Origin of the sequence: Paenibacillus aurantius, from assembly GCF_032268605.1 — a bacterium.
Classification (GTDB): domain Bacteria; phylum Bacillota; class Bacilli; order Paenibacillales; family NBRC-103111; genus Paenibacillus_AO; species Paenibacillus_AO aurantius.
In genome coordinates, this window is the sequence record NZ_CP130318.1 from 1515581 (window position 1) to 1534250 (window position 18670).

The 18670-nt window shown below is 57.1% G+C and carries 18 protein-coding genes and 1 riboswitch; of the genes, 13 read left to right on the forward strand and 5 right to left on the reverse strand.

Going from position 1 to position 18670, the window contains the following annotated elements; all coding sequences use genetic code 11:
- Positions 1-48: 48 nt before the first annotated feature.
- A complete protein-coding gene (locus MJA45_RS07355; RefSeq protein WP_315606622.1) occupies positions 49-1047 on the reverse strand; it encodes a carboxymuconolactone decarboxylase family protein in 999 nt (332 codons plus the stop codon).
- A 173-nt stretch (positions 1048-1220) separates the two neighbouring features.
- Between MJA45_RS07355 and MJA45_RS07360 the strand changes: the two genes are divergently transcribed.
- Together MJA45_RS07360 and MJA45_RS07365 are read left to right on the forward strand one after the other, a co-directional pair.
- Positions 1221-1655 (forward strand): MarR family winged helix-turn-helix transcriptional regulator, encoded by a 435-nt coding sequence (locus MJA45_RS07360; protein WP_315607954.1) that lies wholly within the window; start codon positions 1221-1223, stop codon positions 1653-1655.
- 119 nt (positions 1656-1774) lie between these two features.
- On the forward strand, positions 1775-2131 hold the full coding sequence (locus tag MJA45_RS07365) for a DUF6220 domain-containing protein (protein WP_315606623.1): 357 nt from the start codon (positions 1775-1777) through the stop codon (positions 2129-2131).
- Positions 2132-2228: 97 nt separating this feature from the next.
- Here MJA45_RS07365 and MJA45_RS07370 read toward each other — a convergent pair whose 3' ends face one another.
- Both MJA45_RS07370 and asd read right to left on the reverse strand, forming a co-directional pair.
- Positions 2229-3443 (reverse strand): MFS transporter, encoded by a 1215-nt coding sequence (locus MJA45_RS07370; protein WP_315606624.1) that lies wholly within the window; start codon positions 3441-3443, stop codon positions 2229-2231.
- A 78-nt stretch (positions 3444-3521) separates the two neighbouring features.
- Positions 3522-4313 (reverse strand): archaetidylserine decarboxylase, encoded by a 792-nt coding sequence (asd, locus tag MJA45_RS07375; RefSeq protein WP_315606625.1) that lies wholly within the window; start codon positions 4311-4313, stop codon positions 3522-3524.
- 212 nt (positions 4314-4525) lie between these two features.
- A riboswitch (TPP riboswitch) is annotated at positions 4526-4635 on the forward strand.
- Between the two features lie 104 nt (positions 4636-4739).
- Between asd and tenA the strand changes: the two genes are divergently transcribed.
- The 6 genes from tenA (at position 4740) to MJA45_RS07405 (ending at position 10677) form a co-directional block, all read left to right on the forward strand.
- A complete protein-coding gene (tenA, locus tag MJA45_RS07380; RefSeq protein ID WP_315606626.1) occupies positions 4740-5405 on the forward strand; it encodes a thiaminase II in 666 nt (221 codons plus the stop codon).
- Positions 5406-5408: 3 nt separating this feature from the next.
- The gene (locus MJA45_RS07385) at positions 5409-6335 is read left to right on the forward strand and encodes an ABC transporter ATP-binding protein (protein WP_315606627.1); all 927 of its coding nucleotides are present in this window, start codon (positions 5409-5411) and stop codon (positions 6333-6335) included.
- Entirely contained in the window at positions 6332-7075 is a 744-nt protein-coding gene (locus MJA45_RS07390) for an ABC transporter permease (RefSeq protein ID WP_315606628.1), read from the forward strand. The genes MJA45_RS07385 and MJA45_RS07390 overlap by 4 nt, the downstream gene beginning before the upstream one ends.
- 54 nt (positions 7076-7129) lie before the next feature.
- On the forward strand, positions 7130-8161 hold the full coding sequence (locus tag MJA45_RS07395; protein WP_315606629.1) for an ABC transporter substrate-binding protein: 1032 nt from the start codon (positions 7130-7132) through the stop codon (positions 8159-8161).
- 183 nt (positions 8162-8344) lie between these two features.
- The gene (locus MJA45_RS07400; protein WP_315606630.1) at positions 8345-9319 is read left to right on the forward strand and encodes a UDP-glucuronic acid decarboxylase family protein; all 975 of its coding nucleotides are present in this window, start codon (positions 8345-8347) and stop codon (positions 9317-9319) included.
- A complete protein-coding gene (locus MJA45_RS07405; protein ID WP_315606631.1) occupies positions 9316-10677 on the forward strand; it encodes a UDP-glucose dehydrogenase family protein in 1362 nt (453 codons plus the stop codon). The genes MJA45_RS07400 and MJA45_RS07405 overlap by 4 nt, the downstream gene beginning before the upstream one ends.
- A gap of 115 nt (positions 10678-10792) precedes the next feature.
- Here MJA45_RS07405 and MJA45_RS07410 read toward each other — a convergent pair whose 3' ends face one another.
- Positions 10793-12010, reverse strand: coding sequence for a glycosyltransferase family 2 protein (locus MJA45_RS07410; protein WP_315606632.1), 1218 nt, complete (start codon positions 12008-12010; stop codon positions 10793-10795).
- 11 nt (positions 12011-12021) lie between these two features.
- Positions 12022-13254 carry a glycosyltransferase gene (locus tag MJA45_RS07415; RefSeq protein ID WP_315606633.1) on the reverse strand — a complete coding sequence of 411 codons (1233 nt, stop codon included), beginning with the start codon at positions 13252-13254 and terminating at the stop codon, positions 12022-12024.
- 176 nt (positions 13255-13430) lie between these two features.
- Here MJA45_RS07415 and MJA45_RS07420 point away from each other — a divergent pair, with 176 nt between their 5' ends.
- The 5 genes from MJA45_RS07420 (at position 13431) to MJA45_RS07440 (ending at position 18626) form a co-directional block, all read left to right on the forward strand.
- A complete protein-coding gene (locus tag MJA45_RS07420) occupies positions 13431-14498 on the forward strand; it encodes an NAD-dependent epimerase/dehydratase family protein (RefSeq protein ID WP_315607955.1) in 1068 nt (355 codons plus the stop codon).
- Between the two features lie 205 nt (positions 14499-14703).
- Positions 14704-15873 (forward strand): multidrug effflux MFS transporter, encoded by a 1170-nt coding sequence (locus tag MJA45_RS07425; protein WP_315606634.1) that lies wholly within the window; start codon positions 14704-14706, stop codon positions 15871-15873.
- Positions 15874-16138: 265 nt separating this feature from the next.
- Entirely contained in the window at positions 16139-16444 is a 306-nt protein-coding gene (locus MJA45_RS07430; RefSeq protein ID WP_315606635.1) for a DUF485 domain-containing protein, read from the forward strand.
- Between the two features lie 3 nt (positions 16445-16447).
- Positions 16448-17989, forward strand: a complete 1542-nt coding sequence (locus MJA45_RS07435) for a solute symporter family protein (RefSeq protein ID WP_407083112.1) — start codon at positions 16448-16450, stop codon at positions 17987-17989.
- A gap of 340 nt (positions 17990-18329) precedes the next feature.
- Positions 18330-18626, forward strand: a complete 297-nt coding sequence (locus tag MJA45_RS07440; protein WP_315606636.1) for a transposase — start codon at positions 18330-18332, stop codon at positions 18624-18626.
- Positions 18627-18670 lie beyond the last annotated feature (44 nt).

Genomic DNA, 18670 nt, shown 5'->3' on the forward strand with positions numbered 1-18670 from the left:
AAGACGGTTCTCCGGAAGGAGGCCGTCTTTCTTTATGCCGGTCGGCTTCTACCGGCACCAGGAGCCGACGGTACAGGCGGAGGAAAAGCTCGCCCATGATAAGGCGGACAGGAGCTGGCGGTCTTCGGGATAGGCCGAACGGAAGGCCTGAATAAGCTCATCGTCGACCTGATAGGGTGTGACGGCGGTTAGAAGAGCAAGCCGTGCGGCCGTCCGGGAGGAACCGGTCAGGTGCCCGGTGGGGGAATCGACCCATCGGCGGCTCATCCCGGGATCCTGCCCGCTCCATTGCTCCAGATAAGCTTGAACGGCGGCGCGTGCGGATTCGTCAAGAACGCTTTCCCCCGCTTCTTGAACGGACGCGGCGAAGCACGCGAACGCCCGGGAGACCGTAGGGTGAGGCGCCGCCCAGTCCAGCTTCCCGGGGAGAGGCACTTCCCGATCCGGCAAGAAGGAGAGGGACTCCCCCGGCTGCTTGCCTCTTCTCACCGTGGACGCCAACAGAACGGCGCCAGCTCGGAACAAGGCGCTGCGGACCAGCTTATTCTTCAGGAGGATGGCTTGGTTGAGCAGCACATCCATCATCTTGTTGATGTAATGGTTGATGACGACGGTTCCGATCATTTCCGGTGCGAGTTCGCGGGAAAAAGGAGGATTCCGGAGCCGAAGGGAACCGGGCGACCGTGTCGCCAGCGCCCACTCCACCGATTCGCGCAGCCGATCATCGGAAATAAGCTCTGTTTGGCTGTGTAGGATTCTAGCCGCCGTCTCTTTATCTCCCGAGGCGGTCAGCATCGCGCTGTGCGCATCCACGCAGAAGGGGCACCGATTGATATGGGAGACGGCGACCGCTACGGCTTCCTTGAGCTTCCTTGGAACGTCTCCGACCAGCTGCGTTTCCCTCAGCGCCGCCCATAGTCCGGCAAGCAGGGGAGGGGAGGGAGAGTGCATTTTGAAAATATCCCCGACAAGTCCGAAATCCCGTTGAATCTGATTGTATATCGGCTTGAAAGCAGCATCCTTGACCGGTTGGATATAGCGGATCATGGAAGGACCTCTCCTTGTTCGATATTTGTATGAATACAAATAATGTATTGTGTTAAGTATGAGGGCAACTCCTCCTCGCTGTCAATCCCTACAAAAGGCAATTGTTGCATCTTTACATCTTTACGCCGTACAATAAGGGAATATCCACCATCCAACCAAACCAGGTGATCCCGATGAATCCGGCTCTATTGGGCGAGTTTTTCAATGAAGTATTAATCAAATCGACGGTGCTTGTTTCGAATAGGTCCTTCGTGGAAGGGCTGACGCCCAAGCAGGTCCATATCGTCATGGAAATTGGGGAGAACGTTTTCCGGCATGGGGAGCTGGCAGGCAGACTGGGGGTTGAAACCTCCACGCTGACGCGAACGCTGGACCCGCTTGTGAAGAACGGGTATGTCGACCGCCAGTTGAACCCGGATAACCGGCGCGAGGTGCTCATTCGCCTGTCGGACACGGGCCGCACCCTGCTGGAGCAGATCCGCGGCAAGATGATCCAAGGGTCAGCCGTCATCCTGCAGCAGGTTCCCGAAGAGCAGAGGGAGCAGGTAGAAGCCAGCATCCGTCTGCTGCTGACCATCATGAGGAAGATGCACTTCCCGCACGAATAAGAACAAGTCCTCCGGAGAGGACTTGTTTTTTTATATAAACCGATTGACAAAACAATTGTGCATAACTAATATTTGTATTAATACAAATATTGAATGAACGAAAGGAGCCGCTGATCAGGATGACAAAGAAGCTGTTTAAAGGACTGGCTTGGCTGTTTGCGATCGGTCTTGTCCTTCAAGCTTGGCTGGCCGGTCTGGCCTTATTTCACCATGCGGGCTACTGGAGTACCCATGGAAGGTTCGCCGAAGGCATCTCCGTCCTTCCTTTCTTAATGCTGCTGATCTCCTTCGCCGCCCGCCTACCCCACAACATCCGGACGCAAACCGGGATGCTCGCCGGGATGGTGCTTCTGATCGCTCTAAGCGCCATGCTGCCAGGGGAGGTCGGTTGGCTGGCCGCGTTTCATCCGGTGATCGCGCTGTTTCTGTTCTTTCGCACCATGGCGATCCTTCGCGTGATTCATGAGCCCGCCTGAACCAAAAACAAAGAGCGGGGGGACCCTAGCGTTCAACCCAAAAGAACCCGTCTCCGGCTGTCAGCCGGGGCGGGTTCTTGGGATTGGAAATCGGCCGTTACTCTCCCGACCATTCCTTCAGCTTCTTATCCGAAGGGAGGAAGAAGGTCATCAGGCCGATCAACGGCAGGAAGCTGCACGCCTTCATGACGAAGGGCAGGGACGTCCAGTCAATCAGGTTGCCGATGAAGACCGAGCCGATGGCGCCGAGGCCGAAGGCAAGGCCGGTGATCAGGCCGGAGACCGTCCCGATTTTGCCCGGAATGAGCTCTTGGGCATAGACGACGGCCACCGAGAAGCTCGAGAGCAGAATGAAGCCCATGACGAGCAGCAGCACGAAGGCTATGACGGGAGGAGCGTACGGCAGCACCAGGGCAAAAGGCGCGGCTCCGAGCATGGACAGGAACAGGATGTTCCGGCGTCCGAACCGGTCGGCGAGAGGGCCTCCGAAGAACGTTCCGGCGGCACCGGCGGCGAGGAAGCTGAAGATGAACAGCTGCGCGTTCTGCTCCGACAGCCCCCAGTGTTCATGTAAATAGAAGAGATAGAAGTTCGAGATGCAGGCATGGTACCACGAGCGGGCAAAAACAAGAAAGACCAGCAGCGTGACCGCCACGGCCAGCTTGGTACCGGTGCCGGACGTCCGGGGACGGGCCGCTCCCTTGGCACGCGGGTTCACCCGCAGCTGCTCCCCGTACCATTTGGCGATCTGCAGCTGCACGAAGATCGCGGCGGCCGCCACGATCATGAAGAGGAAGGCTCCGTGCTGGCCGAGCGGGTAGAACACGAACACGGCGAGAATCGGGGCGAGCGCCTGCCCGGCATTGCCCCCTACCTGGAAGATGGACTGGGCCAGGCCCCTCCGGCTTCCGGCGGCCATATAAGAAACGCGTGAGCCCTCGGGGTGAAAGACGGCCGAGCCGATGCCCACGAAGACAACGGCAAGCAGCACAAGCGGGTAGCTCGGCGCGAAGCCAAGCAGAAGCATCCCGATAAAGGTGGAACCCATCCCGAGCGGCAGCAGATAAGGCGAAGGCCGGGCATCCGTATACATGCCGACAACGGGCTGCATGAGGGAGGCGGTGAAGCTGAGCCCGAAGCCGATCCAGCCCAGTTGGCCGTAGCTCAAGCTCATGGAATCCTTCAGAATGGGATAAATGGCGGTAATAACGGATTGAATGGAATCATTGAACAAATGTACCAGGCCGATGGCAAAAAGGATCCGGTAAAGCGTGGGCTTGGCGGCCGGCTGGACGTTCGCGGCAAGTGACATGCGGATTTCCCTCCTGAATTTAGAAAAAAGGGAGTGAGCGCCCTCATCCCCTTGAGATTAACCTTATAAAATGAAGCCTTATTCCTTCGCGTGCAGGCGGCCGAGCGCTTCGCCCATGCGCACCTTGCTGCCGACATCCAGATCGTCCCGGGCATCGAATGTGCCGTTCTCCATCAGAAGGACGACGGTGGAGCCGAATTCAAAATAGGCGAGATCGTCCCCGATCTGCAGGGTATCCCCGAGACCTTCGACGTATTGAATGCTGCTTACATTCATCGCCCCGACTTTGACTACGGCCGTTTCGCCGAATTCGTTGTGCAGGTAGGTTACGAGTCGTTCGTTGCGGCTCAGCACCCGCTTCATATGGCGCAGGCCGAACTCGTTGACGGGATATACCTTCCCGGGGATATGCTCCTTCTCGATAATCCGGCCCGTCACCGGAGAATGAATCCGGTGGTAATCCGTGGGGCTCAAATAGAGCACGAAATAAAAGCCGTCCTTATAATTAACGGTGCGGGGGGATTGGTTGAGCAGCTCATCGACTGTATAATCCTGCCCCTTGATATTAAACAGCTGGCCTGTCCGGATTTCGCCCATGCCGGTAATGAGGGCATCCACCGGACTGACGAGCACGGAGGCGGTCAGGTCGATCGGACGGAGCCCCTGCTTCAGGCGCCGGGTGAAAAAGTCGTTAAGCGACTTGTATTCGGAAACCGGCTTTTCGGCATCTTCGATCCGAATTCCGTATGTCTTGGCAAACCAGGGGATAAGGCGCCGGCTGGCTCCGGATTTGGCGAAGACCCCGGTCAATTGGGAAACCGATTTGCGTGAGGACAGCTCGGTCAGCAGCCGAAAAAAACGCTTGGCCATGTAGTCAGTTCTCCTGTTCCGTCTGTAAATGAAAGGTCTATCGAATATCTTGACACAGAACCGCCGCCAAATCAACAAAAACGGCAATTCTTTAGCCCTTTTCGCAGAAGGAAATAAGCGGGAGGACGCAGTCGGCTACCCCCGGTGAACCGGACGGGATGCAAAATCTCCTTGCGTACCAGGGGGAGATTGGTGTATGGTGATATCAAATGAATAGGGAATGCGGGGGCTTGATGAAGTCAGGCTGAGAGTGCGACCGGGTGTCGCTGACCGTTAATCTGAACTGGATAATGCCAGCGTAGAGAATTCGACGTGTGCCTGCACATGCCTTGTGGTCTGCGATTATCCGCGGGCCTTTTTTGCATTGGCCTGCATGTGAACCTCGCCTTTCGGCTGTTCATTACTATACGTCAGGGGGAACCGCGAATGGAGAACTTTACGGACAGGCTGTACGCCGCAGCCCGGCCCATCTGGCAGGAAAGCCATCACCATGCCTTCCTGTATGAACTAAGAGAAGGGACCCTGGCTCCGGACCGGTTCGCCTTCTACCTGTGCCAGGATTATGTGTATCTGCTGGACTATGCGAAGCTTTTTGCCCTCGGGATCGTGAAGGCGGAGGAGGAAGCGGACATGGCCTGGTTCGCCGAGCTGGTGCACTCGACCCTGCACGGGGAGATGGATGCCCACCGCCGGCTGGCTTCCTCCTTCGGTATAACACGGGCGAAGCTCGAGAACACGAAGCCTTCGGCGGTTACGCTCGGCTACACCGGGTATATGCTGGGGGTGGCGGAGAAGGGCTCCCTCGCCGACCTGGTGGCGGTCTTATTGCCCTGCATGTGGAGCTACCGGGAAGTGGGCGTCCTGTTCAAGGACTATCCCGGGGCCCTGGATCATCCTCTCTATGGAGAATGGATTCTAACCTACGCTTCCGAGGAGTTCGGCAAGATCACGGACTGGCTTATCGACCGGATGAATCGGCTGGCCCAGGGGCTGCCTGAACCGGCGCTCCGGAGGTTGGAGGAGCTCTTCGTAACGGCTTCGCGGTATGAATACCGGTTCTGGGACATGGCTTACAAGAAAGAGATGTGGTAACGAATGAAAGAACCGATTCTGTCGGTGGAGGGGGTAAGCTACCGCTTTCCCCCGGCACCGGCGCTGATAGATAACCTCTCGTTCGAGGTGGAGGCCAACGAGTTCGTCTCGCTGCTCGGCCCAAGCGGCACGGGCAAGAGCACCGTGTTCCGCCTCCTCTCCGGCCTGCTTGAGCCGGACAGCGGCGGCATCACGCTCCGCGGCCGCGCGGGCACGGCCATCGCCGGCCCGCCTGCCGCTGGCGGCGCGACCGGGTCCGCCCCGGCGCAGGCTTCCGCCGGGCGGCAGGCGGCCCGCTCGGGTGCCGCTGCGGCACCGCCTGCCGGCCTGCTCGGCCGCGTCGGCTACATGCCGCAGAACGCGGCTCTGCTGCCGTGGCGCACCGTGCTGCAGAACGCGGCGCTCGCGCTCGAGCTGAAGGGCGTCCCGCGCCGGGAGGCGGAACGCCGTGTGCGGGAGCTGCTGCCAGCGTTCGGCCTTGCCGGAACGGAAGGCCGGCTCCCGCACGAGCTCTCGGGCGGCATGCGGCAGCGCGTCGCGTTCCTACGGGCGGTGCTGGGCGGCACCGAGCTGCTTCTGCTCGACGAGCCGTTCAGCGCCCTCGACGCGATGACGCGGGTCGGGATGCAGGAGTGGCTCCTCGCCATGTGGGAGAAGCACCGGCAGACGGTGCTGTTCATCACCCACGATATCGAGGAGGCGCTGCTCCTGTCCGACCGCGTGCTGCTCGTCGAGGAGACGCCGATCCGGCGTCTGCACGAGGTGCGGGTGCCGCTGCCGCGTCCGCGCACCTACGAGACGACGCTCGACCCGGCCTTCGTCGAGCTTAAGAAGCAGGTGCTGCAGCGGCTTCGCGGCACCGGGCCGGACGGCGTCGGCTCCGGCAGCCAGCCGGTCCGCTCGGGCACCGAAGGAGGCGAAGACCGATGATCCGGCGCAACGGACCGGCCCTGCTCTTCCTCGTGCTGCTAGCGTTGGCGTGGGAGGCGGCGGCCGTCGTCTTCCGCATCCCGCACTTCATCCTGCCCCGGCCCTCCGGCGTTCTCGCCGCCCTGTGGGACCAGCGGGACGTGCTCCTTAAGCATTCCGTGGTCACCCTTCGGGAGGCGCTCGCGGGTCTCGCCCTCTCCGTCCTCTTCGGAGTGACGGTGGCGGCCTGGATTCACAGCTCCAAGCTGGCCCGGCGGGCCGTCTACCCGCTCGTGGTCATCTCCCAGACGATTCCGATCGTGGCGTTGTCGCCCGTCATGGTGATGTGGTTCGGCTACACGATCTGGAGCAAAATCGCCGTCGTCATCCTCTTCACCTTCTTCCCGGTCACCGTCAATACGGTGGACGGCTTGCGGACGGTCGATCCGGACCTCCGCGATCTGATGAAGACGATGGGGGCGCGAAAGCGGGACCTGTTCCTGAAGCTGCAGGTTCCTTCGGCCCTGCCGGGCTTCTTCACCGGGTTCAAAATGGCCGCCGCCTTCAGCGTAGTCGGAGCGACCATCGGGGAGTGGCTCGGAGCCGAGGCGGGACTCGGCATGTTCAGCAAGCGGGCGTCCAATATGCTGCGGGCGGAGCAGGTGTTTGCGGCCATTCTCCTGCTCTCCGTCATGGGGCTGCTGCTCTTCCTTCTCGCCTGGGCGCTGGAGGCCCGGCTGACGAAGCGTATGCGGCGTTAGAATCAGCGGAATACGGCAAAGACAATAGAAACCATACAAAGTGGAGGGTTACCCATGAGAAAAAATTTACAAAAAGCAGGCTCGCTCCTGCTGGCCGGCGTGCTGGCCTTAGGCCTGGCGGCCTGCGCCAAGAAGGAGGAGCCGGCGGCTTCCGGAACGCCTGCCGGAAAGCCGGCCGATAAGCCGCTGACGGAGCTGACGGTCCTGCTCGACTGGTATCCGAATGCGGTTCACAGCTTCCTGTTTGCGGCGGAGGAGCAGGGCTACTTCAAGGAAGCCGGACTGAAGGTTAACCTGCAGACCCCGGCCGACACGAACGATGCGCTTAAGCTGCTCGCTGCCGACAAGGCCGATCTTGCCATCAGCTACCAGATGCAGGTGGCGCTGTCGCGCGCCGAGGGCATTCCGATCGTCTCCGTCGCCTCCATCGTCCGCCATCCGCTGAATCAGGTATTCGCAAGCGAGAAGAGCGGGATCAAGTCCGCCAAGGACCTGGCCGGGCATAAAGTCGGCTACCCGTCCTTCCCGATTGACCAGGATAAAGTGACCACCATGGTGAAGGCGGACGGGGGAGACCCGTCCAAGGTTCAATTCATCGACGTGGGCTACGACCTCATCCCGGCCATGACCACCGGCAAGGTTGACGCCATTATCGGCGGCTACATCAACCATGAGAAGCTGCTCCTCGAGAAAGAGGGCATCAAGCTGGTGGCCCTCGACCCGGCCAAGTTCGGGGTGCCGGACTATTACGAGCTTGTGCTCACGGCGAGCGAGAATGGGCTCAAATCCAAGGGCGATGCCATCAAGGCTTTCTGGCAGGCGGCCCGCAAAGGGCAGGAGTACACGGCCAAAAATCCGGACAAAGCCCTAAAGACCGTGCTCGACAAGCAAAACAAGGAATTCGAGCTGGATCCCGAGATCGAGAAGAAGAGCCTCCAGGTGCTTCTTCCGCTTATGGACAACGGCAAGGACAAATTCGGCTCCCAGACCGAAGCCTCCTGGCAGTCGGTCATCGACTGGATGAAGAAGAACGGCAGCCTGAAGGGGGACGTGAAGGCAGCCGACGCCTTCCGCAATTTGGAATAGTATTAAACGTGTCAGAAGCCGGAGGCCCGCAAGGGGTTCCGGTTTTTTTGTTTTTCCCATAGGTAATTGCCCAGGCATGCCCATTTTGGAGTCGGTTAGACAGACCTACAGGTCGTTCTTGTGCCTTTGCCATATCATAATGGACGGAGGTACTATTCCTTAATGCACAGCGGGGTGAGTAACATGAGAAAGGTCGTCCTTACCGGGGCCGCCGGTTTTTTGGGCTATCATTTGGCGGTGCAGCTGCTTAAGGAAGGCTGCGTTGTGATCGGGTTGGATAATCTGTCTACCGGACAAAAAGACAATATCAAGAAATTAAAAAGATCGGAACGGTTTCTGTTTATTCAGGGGGACGCCGCCTCGCCTATGGTTATGGATCTGCCGGAGCTTCAACGGGCTGATGAAATTTATCATCTGGCGTCTCCGGCATCGCCGAAGTTCTACCAAAGCCATCCCCTGGAAACGATCGAGGTGAATACGAGGGGAACCTTCCATATGCTGGAGCTGTGCCGTAGAAACAAGGCAAAGCTATTGTATACCAGTACCAGTGAAGCTTACGGAGACCCGGCCGTTCATCCCCAATCCGAAACCTATCGGGGAAACGTCAATACGTGGGGACCCCGGGCCTGCTACGACGAAGCCAAAAGACTGGGAGAGACCTACTGCTACGAGTACTTTACGAAGTTCGGGGTACCGGTCAAGGTGGCAAGAATTTTTAACACTTATTCGGCAGGGCTTCGCAATGACGACGGAAGAGTCATTTCCAATTTCGTCACCCAGGCTTTAACCGGACAGGATATCACGGTGTATGGGGACGGGTCTCAGACCCGGTCCTTCTGCTATGTGGATGACACGGTAAGGGGGCTGATGCTCATGATGAGGGAATCCAAGGCCGACGGTGAAATCCTAAACATCGGCAATCCGGAAGAATACACCATCCTGGAGGTTGCCCGGAAAGTCAAACAGGTAAGCGGCTCGGAAAGCCGTATTGTTTATCAGGACCTGCCTAAAGATGACCCCATGCAGCGGCGTCCCGATATAACGAAGGCCCGGCAGGTGCTTGGCTGGAGCCCTCTTGTCCCTTTGGAGGAAGGATTGAAGCGGACGATCCAGGCTTATTCCCAACTCCTTCGAGGAAAAAGGCAGGGGGAGCTATGAACATCGTTTGTATCGGCGCAGGCTACGTGGGAAGCGTCACCGCCGCCGCTTTCGCTGTTCTGGGCCATACCGTCACCGTTATCGACTTGGACCCCCGGAAGATAGAGGCCATACGTGCCGGAACGAGCCCGATTTATGAGCCGGGTCTGCAGGAGCTTCTGCATGAATGCGCGGGAACGACCTTGTTTGCGTCTCACGATTACGACGCGGTAGGCCGTGCCTCGGTTGTGTTCATCTGCGTCGGAACCCCATCCAAAGCCGATTTAACGGCGGATTTGAGCTACGTCAAGGAAGCGGCCAGGACCATAGGCAGACATTTGAATCCGGATCATTACACGGTAATTGTTAACAAGTCAACCGTGCCGGTGGGAACAGCCGACCTGGTAAGTTCTCTTATCGAAGAGACGTCAGGGCTGACATCCGGAAAGGACTTCGATGTCGTGAGCAATCCGGAATTTTTACGGGAAGGGTATGCCGTGGAGGATGTTTTTTACCCCGACCGGATCATCATTGGCACCGATAGCAGCAGGGCCAAGACGGTCATGAGGTCGCTTTATGGACCCGTCCTGAATAGGGAAGGGTATGAAATGCTGAGAGGAGCGGTCCCTGCACCGGGTACCCGTCCTCCCGCAGTATGGTTCGAATCGGGCACCAAAAGCGCCGAGCTCATCAAATATGCCTCCAATGCCTTCCTGGCCGTCAAGATCAGCTACATCAACGAAATGGCGCGTTTATGTGAAACCTTGGGTGCCGATGTCACGGACGTCGCGAAAGGAATGGGGCTGGACAGCCGGATCGGACATAAATTTCTTGAGGTTTCCAGCGGCTGGAGCGGAAGCTGCTTTCCGAAGGATACAGCCGAGCTTCTTGCCACAAGCCGCAAATACGGATGCGAGCAATCGATCACAGCGGCTGCCGTGGAAGCCAATGACCGCATGCTTCTTTACTGCGTAAGCAAGGTTCAGTCCCGGTTGAAATCCCTGCCGGGTAAAACGGTCGGCCTTCTCGGCCTTACGTTCAAGCCGAATACGGATGATGCCCGGCAGACGCAGGCTCAGGTCATGGCCCGGCAGCTGGAGAGCTTGGGGGCCAGGGTCAAAGTCCATGATCCCCAGGGGATGGAAATGTTCAGAAGGCTCAATCCGGATCTCGCCGTGGAATACTGCGAAAGCCCGGAGCAGGTCTTGGCAGGCGCGGACGCCGCCGTCCTTCTCACCCACTGGGATTGTTACCTGGCGATGGACTGGGAATCGGCCCGGCCGGCGATGAAGGTTCCCTATTTGCTGGATACCCGAAATGTTCTGGATTCCCGGAAAATGCTTCAATGGGGTTATGTATATGAAGGGCTCGGGAAGTAACAAGAGGTAATGAGATTGCTTGGTTCGGCATGTAACTCAAAAAAATGGCTCGGAGTTTCCTCCAAGCCATTTTTTCTTTTTATTTTCGTATAAGCGGGGCCATGCCGATTCTGATCTATAGACGAAGGAGGATACCGAAAACAGCCGCCAGCTGCTTATAGTCCCCTGTACGGCTTAACGCTTTTCTTTCAGCGCTCAGCTTCTCCAGAAGCTTAGGTTTTTTTTTGTTGGAGAACAACAGGGAGCCCGTCACCTTACGGCCCCGGGCTCTTTTAATAAGCAGGGTATGGAGAGCCCGGACAAAACGGTCCCTGAATAAGCGGAAGGAATCCGGGAACCGGTCTTTCAAATGGTAATATTCCTGTATCGTCCGGTTGATCTCAAAATAATTTATTTTTCCCATTTGATGAAGGGCGATCAGGGCGATTCCTAGGTCATGGTGCTTCTCATAAAATTTCAATAAATTTCCGGTAAGCTGGGCCTTGCGGGCGGACTCCGAAAAAGGATGCTCCTGGTGGTAACACACGATCCCTTCACCGGCATAGAAGCGGGCGCCGTTCTGGAATAGACGGAAGCCGAGCTCCCAGTCCTCAAAGCCATAGCCCTGGAAATTCTCATCGAAATAACCGGCTTTCTCCACTAATGCTTTCTTTACCGAAATGTTCCCTGTAAGAAAACCGATCCAAGGCAGATGAAAACCTTTTAACTCCGGACCAAAATGGGCGAGGACATGCTTTTTGTAGTAGAACGACTTCTCGAACGACAATTTTTTATACTGCCCGGAATCGATATGCGCGAGCCTGACCAGCTGTTTGGGCCGGCCACTTCGCTTTATATATCGCTTCAAAGTACGGGCGGTCGTGCAGTGCTTCCGAATCGATGGCCATTTCCGTACTATCCGTCTGCAGTGTTTGAACTGGCTATACTTGAAAGAAGGGGAAAGAATGGAGTAAAGGCCTCGGAAGCCGGTAAACACACCCGTTACGACCAGGTTATCGGCTCCCTCCTGATATTTCATATGATTGGCGACAAAATCCGGCTCCACAATCATTTCGGCGTCCAGGAAGATGAGCAGGGGAGCGCTTGCCGCATGAATTCCCCGGTTTCGGGAGGCGGAGCGTCCGGTATTGGAGTCGCTGCGGAGACACTGCAAAAAATAGGCAGGGTAATAGCCTTGCAGACTCTCTAACGTTCCATCGGTTGACCCGTCATCGACCAGAATAACCTCCATTCTGGAAAGGTCGAAGGTTTGCTTCTCGAGAGAATGCAGGGTTAACCTAACCTCCGTTTTTTTGTTGTAAGTCGGGATGATAATGCTGACGTCGAAGGTCATTCTCTAATCACCTACCTCTCCAATAATTTCTGGAAAGACTTAACCAGACCGGGAAATCGGCCTTCTTCTCTCAGCAGGGAAAGCTCATTTTGGAAAGCCTCATAGGCTCCCGGCTGATCTTCGAAGAGGACATCGCCCAGATTCTTGACCGGCTGTTCGTTTACCAAACGGTCGGCTATCTTCTCAAACAAAGTCATACTCGAATTTAGAAACGCCTGGTACTTCTCCGTCGAATCGGAAGTCATTTCTTTGTACTCGGAGACGAGATCGTTTATGGAAACGAAATCCCTGATGCCGAGCAGAAGCAAAGTATGAAGGCCCACTTCAAAGTCACGGTGCCGCTGGTAAAATTTTCGGTAATTTTTGTAGTTGTCGCTCTTAATGGAGGCGTAGGGTTGAGTGGGATGCTCCTGATGATAAATAGGAGTGCGGCCGTCATCGAGGAACTTAGCCCCATGCTTGTATAACCGGTAGCCGAATTCCCAATCCTCGAATCCCCAGCCCTCGAACCCTTCATAGAAAGGGCCGACCTCCTCATACAGACTTCTCCGGAAAGAAAGACTGTGGGTCACCACACAATACCAAGGCAGATGATACCCTTCGTACCGGCTGCCGAACTTGCGCAGGACCTCCGGCCGGAGCGGGTCGGTAAAGGTATAGCGATGAAATTTCCTGTTCTTAATGGCCTCTTCTTTCAGAAGCCGGACAGGCCGGCTCCTCTTTTGGATTCGAGCCGTCAGCTTCCGGATGTTTCTCCTTCTGCTCCAAGAGGTCAATCTCCATTTTTTGCGAAGAAGAGGGCGTTTGCGGATAAGGGAGTAGAAATGTTTAAACTGCTTTTTGTTAAAGGCCGGGTGAAGGACGGAGAACATTCCGTTGTGGCCCATGCATCCGGTTACTACAAGATTGTCTTCTTGGGAATGGTAGCGGTAATGCCTTTCCACATAACGGCGGTGAACCAGCATTTCGGCATCCAGCATAATGATGATTTTTCCGGAAGCGGCGGCAATGCCGACATTTTTGGCAGCCGATCGGCCCAAATTCTTATCGGAGCGAATGTAACGGAAAGGAAAGGGAGCTTGGAAACGGCTAAGCTTAGGGGTGCGGTCAGACGAAGCGTCATCCACAAAAATAACCTCCATCTTGGAAGGATCGAAGGTTTGGTATTTAAGGGCCATTAAGCTGAATAGATTCATCGGATATTTGTTGTAGGAATTCATGATAATGCTGACCTCGGTACTCAATCCGGAGACCTCCTTTACGTTTCCCTATTTTCAAGCATGGTTAGTTTAGGTTATGGTCCACCCGAACTTTGGACACGGCACTTCACCCGTAGACGGCTGATTAGGGTAAGTGCCTGCGTTACCCCAACCCTATGTCCCACATAAACTAAGGACATAAAGGAGGGGTTCCATTGGCAGTGGCCTTGATTACCGGCGCCTCGGGTTTAATCGGCTCCGAAGCGGTGGAGTATTTCGCGGGACTCGGATTTACCGTTGTCGGAATAGATAATGATATGAGGAAGACCTTTTTCGGGGATTCAGGATCTACCCTATGGAACCGGCGGCGTTTGGAGTCCTTGTTAGGGAAGAGCTATGTTCACTATTCTTCCGACATTCGGGATAAGGAAGCGGTGGACCAAATCTTTCAGAAGTACGGTTCCGCGATTGACTTAATCATTCATACGGCGGCTCAGCCTTCCCACGATTGGGCGGCGCGGGATCCGGTCGTCGATTTCGATGTGAATGCGAAGGGAACCCTTCATTTACTGGAGGCCATGAGGCAGCATTGTCCGGAAGCGGTCTTTGTCTTCACCTCGACTAATAAGGTATACGGGGATAATCCCAACCGGCTGCCTCTTGTAGAACAGAAGCTCCGTTGGGAAATCGATCCCGCCCATCCCTATCAAATGGGTATTCCGGAACACCTGAGTGTGGATGGATGCATGCATTCGTTATTCGGCGCATCCAAGCTTTCTGCGGATTTGCTGGTACAGGAATATGGGAAGTATTTTAATTTCAAAACGGTTTGTTTCCGGGGAGGCGTGCTGACCGGGTTTCGTCAAGCCGGCGTGGAGCTCCATGGATTTGTCAATTATCTAATGAAATGCGCGGTTACCGGAACCCCCTATACCATCTATGGCTATAAAGGAAAGCAGGTGAGGGACGTCATTCATTCCCGTGACGTGGTAAGGGCGTTCCACGCTTTCTACAGCAGCCCGAGACGCGGGGGAGAAGTCTATAATTTAGGAGGGGGAAGAGAATCCAACGTCTCCCTGCTGGAAGCCATTCAGCTGGCGGAGAAGATTTCGGGTAACCCCATGGCTTATCAATATTCCGATTCCAGCCGGCAAGGAGATCACATGTGGTATGTAACGGATTTATCTAAATTTAAAGCCCATTATCCGGATTGGAAGCTAACGTATGGAATCACCGGCATAATGGAAGAGATGGCCGATCAGAATAAGGAACGGTGGCTGGCACCCTAACCGGAAAAAGAAACAGCATCCCGCTTGCGCCCGACAGAAGGAGAAGGCCTTCCGTTCGGGCGTTTTTTGAGGTATGCTGTGAAACGTAAAATGACTAACTTAAGGAGCCATGCTCTTCAGAAAGGTTTGAACCTACACCATGTCGGCTTCCCAATCCCTACCTCTACCCGACGACAGAGAGCGTGCCCGCTCACGCCGTACTTGGATGGCGATCCTGCTCGGCTCGCTGTCGGCGTTCGGTCCCCTGTCGCTCGACCTGTACCTGCCCGCTCTGCCGGCACTCGAACAAGAACTTCATGCCGGAACCTCGATCATCCAGCTGACCTTGACCGCCTGCCTGCTCGGCCTGTCGGTGGGGCAGCTCTTCGCCGGGTCGATCAGCGATGTCCGCGGCCGAAAGGGGCCCCTTATCACAGGCCTCGTCGTCTATGCCGCCGCGTCGCTCCTCTGTGCCCTGAGCCCGTCGGTCGGCCTGCTGATCGTGCTCCGTTTCCTGCAGGGCTTCGCCGGCGCCGCGGGGATCGTCATCTCGCGGGCGGTCGTCCGCGACCTGTATGAAGGCCCGGAGCTGACAAAGTTCTTCTCGCTCCTCATGCTGGTGAACGGAGCCGCGCCAATTCTGGCGCCTATTGCCGGGGGCCAGTTGCTGAAGCTGATTCCGTGGCAGGGCCTGTTCGTCGTTCTCTCTGTCATCTCCCTCTTGATGCTGGCCGGCGTGCTGCTGGGCCTGCCCGAAACCCTGCCGGCCGGGCTTCGCTCGGAGGCCGGACTCGGCAACACGCTGCGCACCTTCGGCACCCTCGTGAAGGACCGGGTGTTCATGGGCTACGCGCTCGCCCAAGGGCTCGTGACGGCGGCCATGTTCGCCTATATTTCCGGATCTCCCTTCGTCATTCAGGAGATCTACGGGGTCTCCGCCCAAGGCTTCAGCCTTCTGTTCGCCATGAACGGGGCGGGCATCATTCTGGCGGGACAGGTCACCGGCCGTCTGGCGGCCAAGGTGGGAGAGAAGCGCCTGCTGATCGCCGGGCTGCTCCTTGCAGCCCTAGGGGGAGTCAGCCTGCTTATCGTTCTGGCCTGGAAAGCCCCGCTGCCCTGGATTCTGCCTCCGTTGTTTCTCGTCGTCTCCTGCGTGGGGATCGTATCGACAGCCGGCTTCTCGCTGGCCATGCAGAATCATGGCCGTACCGCGGGGAGTGCCTCGGCCCTGCTCGGACTGATGTCCCTGCTGTTCGGAGCGCTGGTCGCTCCGCTGGTGGGGCTCGGAGGGAGCGGGACGGCGCTGCCGATGGGACTGGTCATAGCCGCCGCGGATATCGGCTCGGTGCTCGTCTATGTCTTCCTCATTCATCGCCGTATGGGTTCAAGATCCTAAAGCCCGCGGCTTACCGATACCGGCTTCCCTTTACGAAGGGGGGCCGGTTTTTTGGTGTGTTTAGGAAAGGAAATCCCTCGAAGGCTCTCGGCATAAGGGTCCGTTCAGAAGGAGGGGAAGCCACCCGGAATTCTTTCGGACCTGGAGGCAGGAAGAATAAATGGTAGTTTTGACGATTTGGTGAACGGGAATTATAATGAGGGTGATGGTGGAAGCGCTTACGAAGCTTGTCCGCCGTCCATTCCACTGCTGGAGGTCGTATGCCATGGCTCAAAAAGGAATTGACTTCACCGAGGTTGCCCGGTCGGCTCCCTTCCGGAAGCTGATGAGCAGCAAGAAAAGATTTATCCTGCCGTGGACGCTGTTCTTCTTCGCCTTCTATTTCACGCTGCCGATCCTCACCTCGTACACCACCGTTCTCAACAAGCCGGCCTTCGGTCCCGTCTCGTGGGCATGGGTGTTTGCCTTCGCCCAATTTCTGATGACGTGGGCCTTGTGCGTGCTTTATTCGAGGAAAGCGGCCGAATTCGACCGGATGGTGCAGGACGTCCGGCGCGGAATGGGGAGGTAACCTATGGGATCCATTAACACGACCGCCTTTCTGCTCTTTCTGGCCATTGTTCTGCTGACTATCGTTATTACCTATTTTGCCGCCAAAAAAACAAATTCCACCTCCGACTTCTATACCGCCGGGGGTGGGCTGAAGGGCTACCAGAACGGGCTTGCCATCGCCGGGGATTACATGTCCGCCGCCTCCTTCTTGGGCATTGCGGGGACGATCGCCCTTTCGGGGTTTGACGGTTTCTTCTACAGCATAGGGTTTCTCGTGGCTTATCTGGTGGTGCTCTATCTGGTGGCGGAGCCGCTCAGGAACCTGGGCAAATACACAATGGCGGATATGATCGCCGCCCGTTTCGACGACAAAAAGGTGCGGGGAGTCGCCGCCCTGAACACGGTTACCATCTCGATTTTCTACATGATCGCCCAGCTGGTGGGGGCGGGCTCGCTGATCAAGCTGCTGCTCGGTCTTGACTACCTGACATCCGTGACGATCGTCGGGGTTCTGATGACCCTCTACGTCGTCTTCGGGGGAATGACCGCCACCTCCTGGGTGCAGATCACCAAGGCCGTGCTCCTTATGGGAGGAACGTTTATCATCTCGCTGATCGTGTTTGCGAAGTTTCATTTTTCCGTGACCGAGATGTTCCAGTCGCTCCAGACGGCTACCCCGCTCGGAGAAAAATATTTGAACCCCGGCAACAAATACAAGGTGCCGCTCGACACCTTGTCGCTTAACTTGGCACTGGTGCTGGGCACGGCCGGACTGCCGCACATTCTGACGCGGTTCTTCACCGTCAAGGACGCCCCGACCGCCCGCAGCTCCGTCGTCTATGCGACCTGGCTGATCGGTATCTTCTACGTCATGACGGTATTCCTCGGCTTCGGGGCGGCTCAGTTCGTCGGCGCGAAGGAGATCACCGCGGCCGATCCGGGCGGCAACATGGCGGCTCCGCTGCTCGCCAAGGCGCTTGGCGGCGACTTCCTCTTCGCGTTCATCTCGGCCGTCGCCTTCGCCACCATTCTAGCGGTGGTGACCGGCCTCGTGCTCTCCGCGGCTTCGGCGTTCGCCCATGATTTCTACACGCACATCGTCCGCCGCGGGAACGCAACGGAGAAGGAGCAGATGACCGCCGCCCGCTGGGCATCCGTAGCGGTCTCCGTCATCTCGATCCTTCTGGCGCTCGCCGCCCAGAAGCTGAACGTGGCGTTCCTCGTTTCCCTCGCGTTCGCGGTGGCGGCCAGCGCGAATCTGCCGGTCATTCTCTTCACGATCTTCTGGCGCCGCTTCAATACCGCCGGAGCCGTGACCGGGATGCTGACGGGGCTGATCAGCGCCATCGTGCTGGTGGCCGTAAGCCCGAGCGTCTGGAGCCCGGCGGGCAAGGCGATTTTCACGGGGGATCCGCTCATTACGCTGACGAACCCGGGCATCATTTCCATTCCGCTCGGCTTCCTCGGGGCCATCGTCGGAACCCTGCTCTCCAGCCGTCCGTCCTCCAGCGCCAAATTCGATGAAATTCTGGTGAAGGCGAATACGGGGTACCGGGAGATGTAAGGGGGGAGGGCGTGTGCCCTTCCCTTCGTTACGGGACCTTCGATGGCTGAACGGGTGGTCGGGAGAGGTCAGGAGGGAGGCTTTCCTGGTGTCTAACCGTTGAATGAGCTTCCTCATCCCACGCCCCCCGCATACAGTTAGTAAGGCTTGAGCCGTCCCGCCCGTCGTTGAACGGGGGACGGTTTTTTTGATGGGCAGAGGCGGTGGTTATCGCGATTGCCCTTCCTTGGGAGTCGGATTCATAAGACGAACGGAGCCGGGAAGATTAGGAAAGAACGAAAATGGGTTAATCTATAACCATAGATTGGCATGGCCAATCGCTCGAAAGGGAGGGAAGGGAATGAGCCTATTGCTTGCCGTGGGAGTCGTGCTCGGGCCGGTTCTGCTGCTTGCCGCGGAGTGGATAGCGGGGAGGTACCGCTGGCTGTCCGACGCCCTGGCTTGGGTCGCCGCCGTGGTTTTCGGCATCATCGCGGCTCAGGCGGTCTACGAAATCCGCCGGGATGGAACCGTTTTTATGACCAACGTACATAAGGTATTCGAGAATGAGCTTTTCCTGCTGGCCGGGGCTTATTTGGGTCTCTACGGCATCGCCCGGATTCTGCACGGGCTGCTTCTACGGCTTCGGGAGGAGTAGGGAGGGAATATTTTGCAGGAAAGGTGGAACTCTTTAAGGTAGAC

Coding starts and splice junctions, on each gene's coding strand:
- MJA45_RS07355 (WP_315606622.1), bottom strand. CDS start 1,047: ATGATCCGCTATATCCAACCGGTCAAGGATGCTGCTTTCAAGCCGATA.
- MJA45_RS07360 (WP_315607954.1), top strand. CDS start 1,221: ATGAATCCGGCTCTATTGGGCGAGTTTTTCAATGAAGTATTAATCAAA.
- MJA45_RS07365 (WP_315606623.1), top strand. CDS start 1,775: ATGACAAAGAAGCTGTTTAAAGGACTGGCTTGGCTGTTTGCGATCGGT.
- MJA45_RS07370 (WP_315606624.1), bottom strand. CDS start 3,443: ATGTCACTTGCCGCGAACGTCCAGCCGGCCGCCAAGCCCACGCTTTAC.
- asd (WP_315606625.1), bottom strand. CDS start 4,313: ATGGCCAAGCGTTTTTTTCGGCTGCTGACCGAGCTGTCCTCACGCAAA.
- tenA (WP_315606626.1), top strand. CDS start 4,740: ATGGAGAACTTTACGGACAGGCTGTACGCCGCAGCCCGGCCCATCTGG.
- MJA45_RS07385 (WP_315606627.1), top strand. CDS start 5,409: ATGAAAGAACCGATTCTGTCGGTGGAGGGGGTAAGCTACCGCTTTCCC.
- MJA45_RS07390 (WP_315606628.1), top strand. CDS start 6,332: ATGATCCGGCGCAACGGACCGGCCCTGCTCTTCCTCGTGCTGCTAGCG.
- MJA45_RS07395 (WP_315606629.1), top strand. CDS start 7,130: ATGAGAAAAAATTTACAAAAAGCAGGCTCGCTCCTGCTGGCCGGCGTG.
- MJA45_RS07400 (WP_315606630.1), top strand. CDS start 8,345: ATGAGAAAGGTCGTCCTTACCGGGGCCGCCGGTTTTTTGGGCTATCAT.
- MJA45_RS07405 (WP_315606631.1), top strand. CDS start 9,316: ATGAACATCGTTTGTATCGGCGCAGGCTACGTGGGAAGCGTCACCGCC.
- MJA45_RS07410 (WP_315606632.1), bottom strand. CDS start 12,010: ATGACCTTCGACGTCAGCATTATCATCCCGACTTACAACAAAAAAACG.
- MJA45_RS07425 (WP_315606634.1), top strand. CDS start 14,704: ATGGCGATCCTGCTCGGCTCGCTGTCGGCGTTCGGTCCCCTGTCGCTC.
- MJA45_RS07430 (WP_315606635.1), top strand. CDS start 16,139: ATGGCTCAAAAAGGAATTGACTTCACCGAGGTTGCCCGGTCGGCTCCC.
- MJA45_RS07435 (WP_407083112.1), top strand. CDS start 16,448: ATGGGATCCATTAACACGACCGCCTTTCTGCTCTTTCTGGCCATTGTT.
- MJA45_RS07440 (WP_315606636.1), top strand. CDS start 18,330: ATGAGCCTATTGCTTGCCGTGGGAGTCGTGCTCGGGCCGGTTCTGCTG.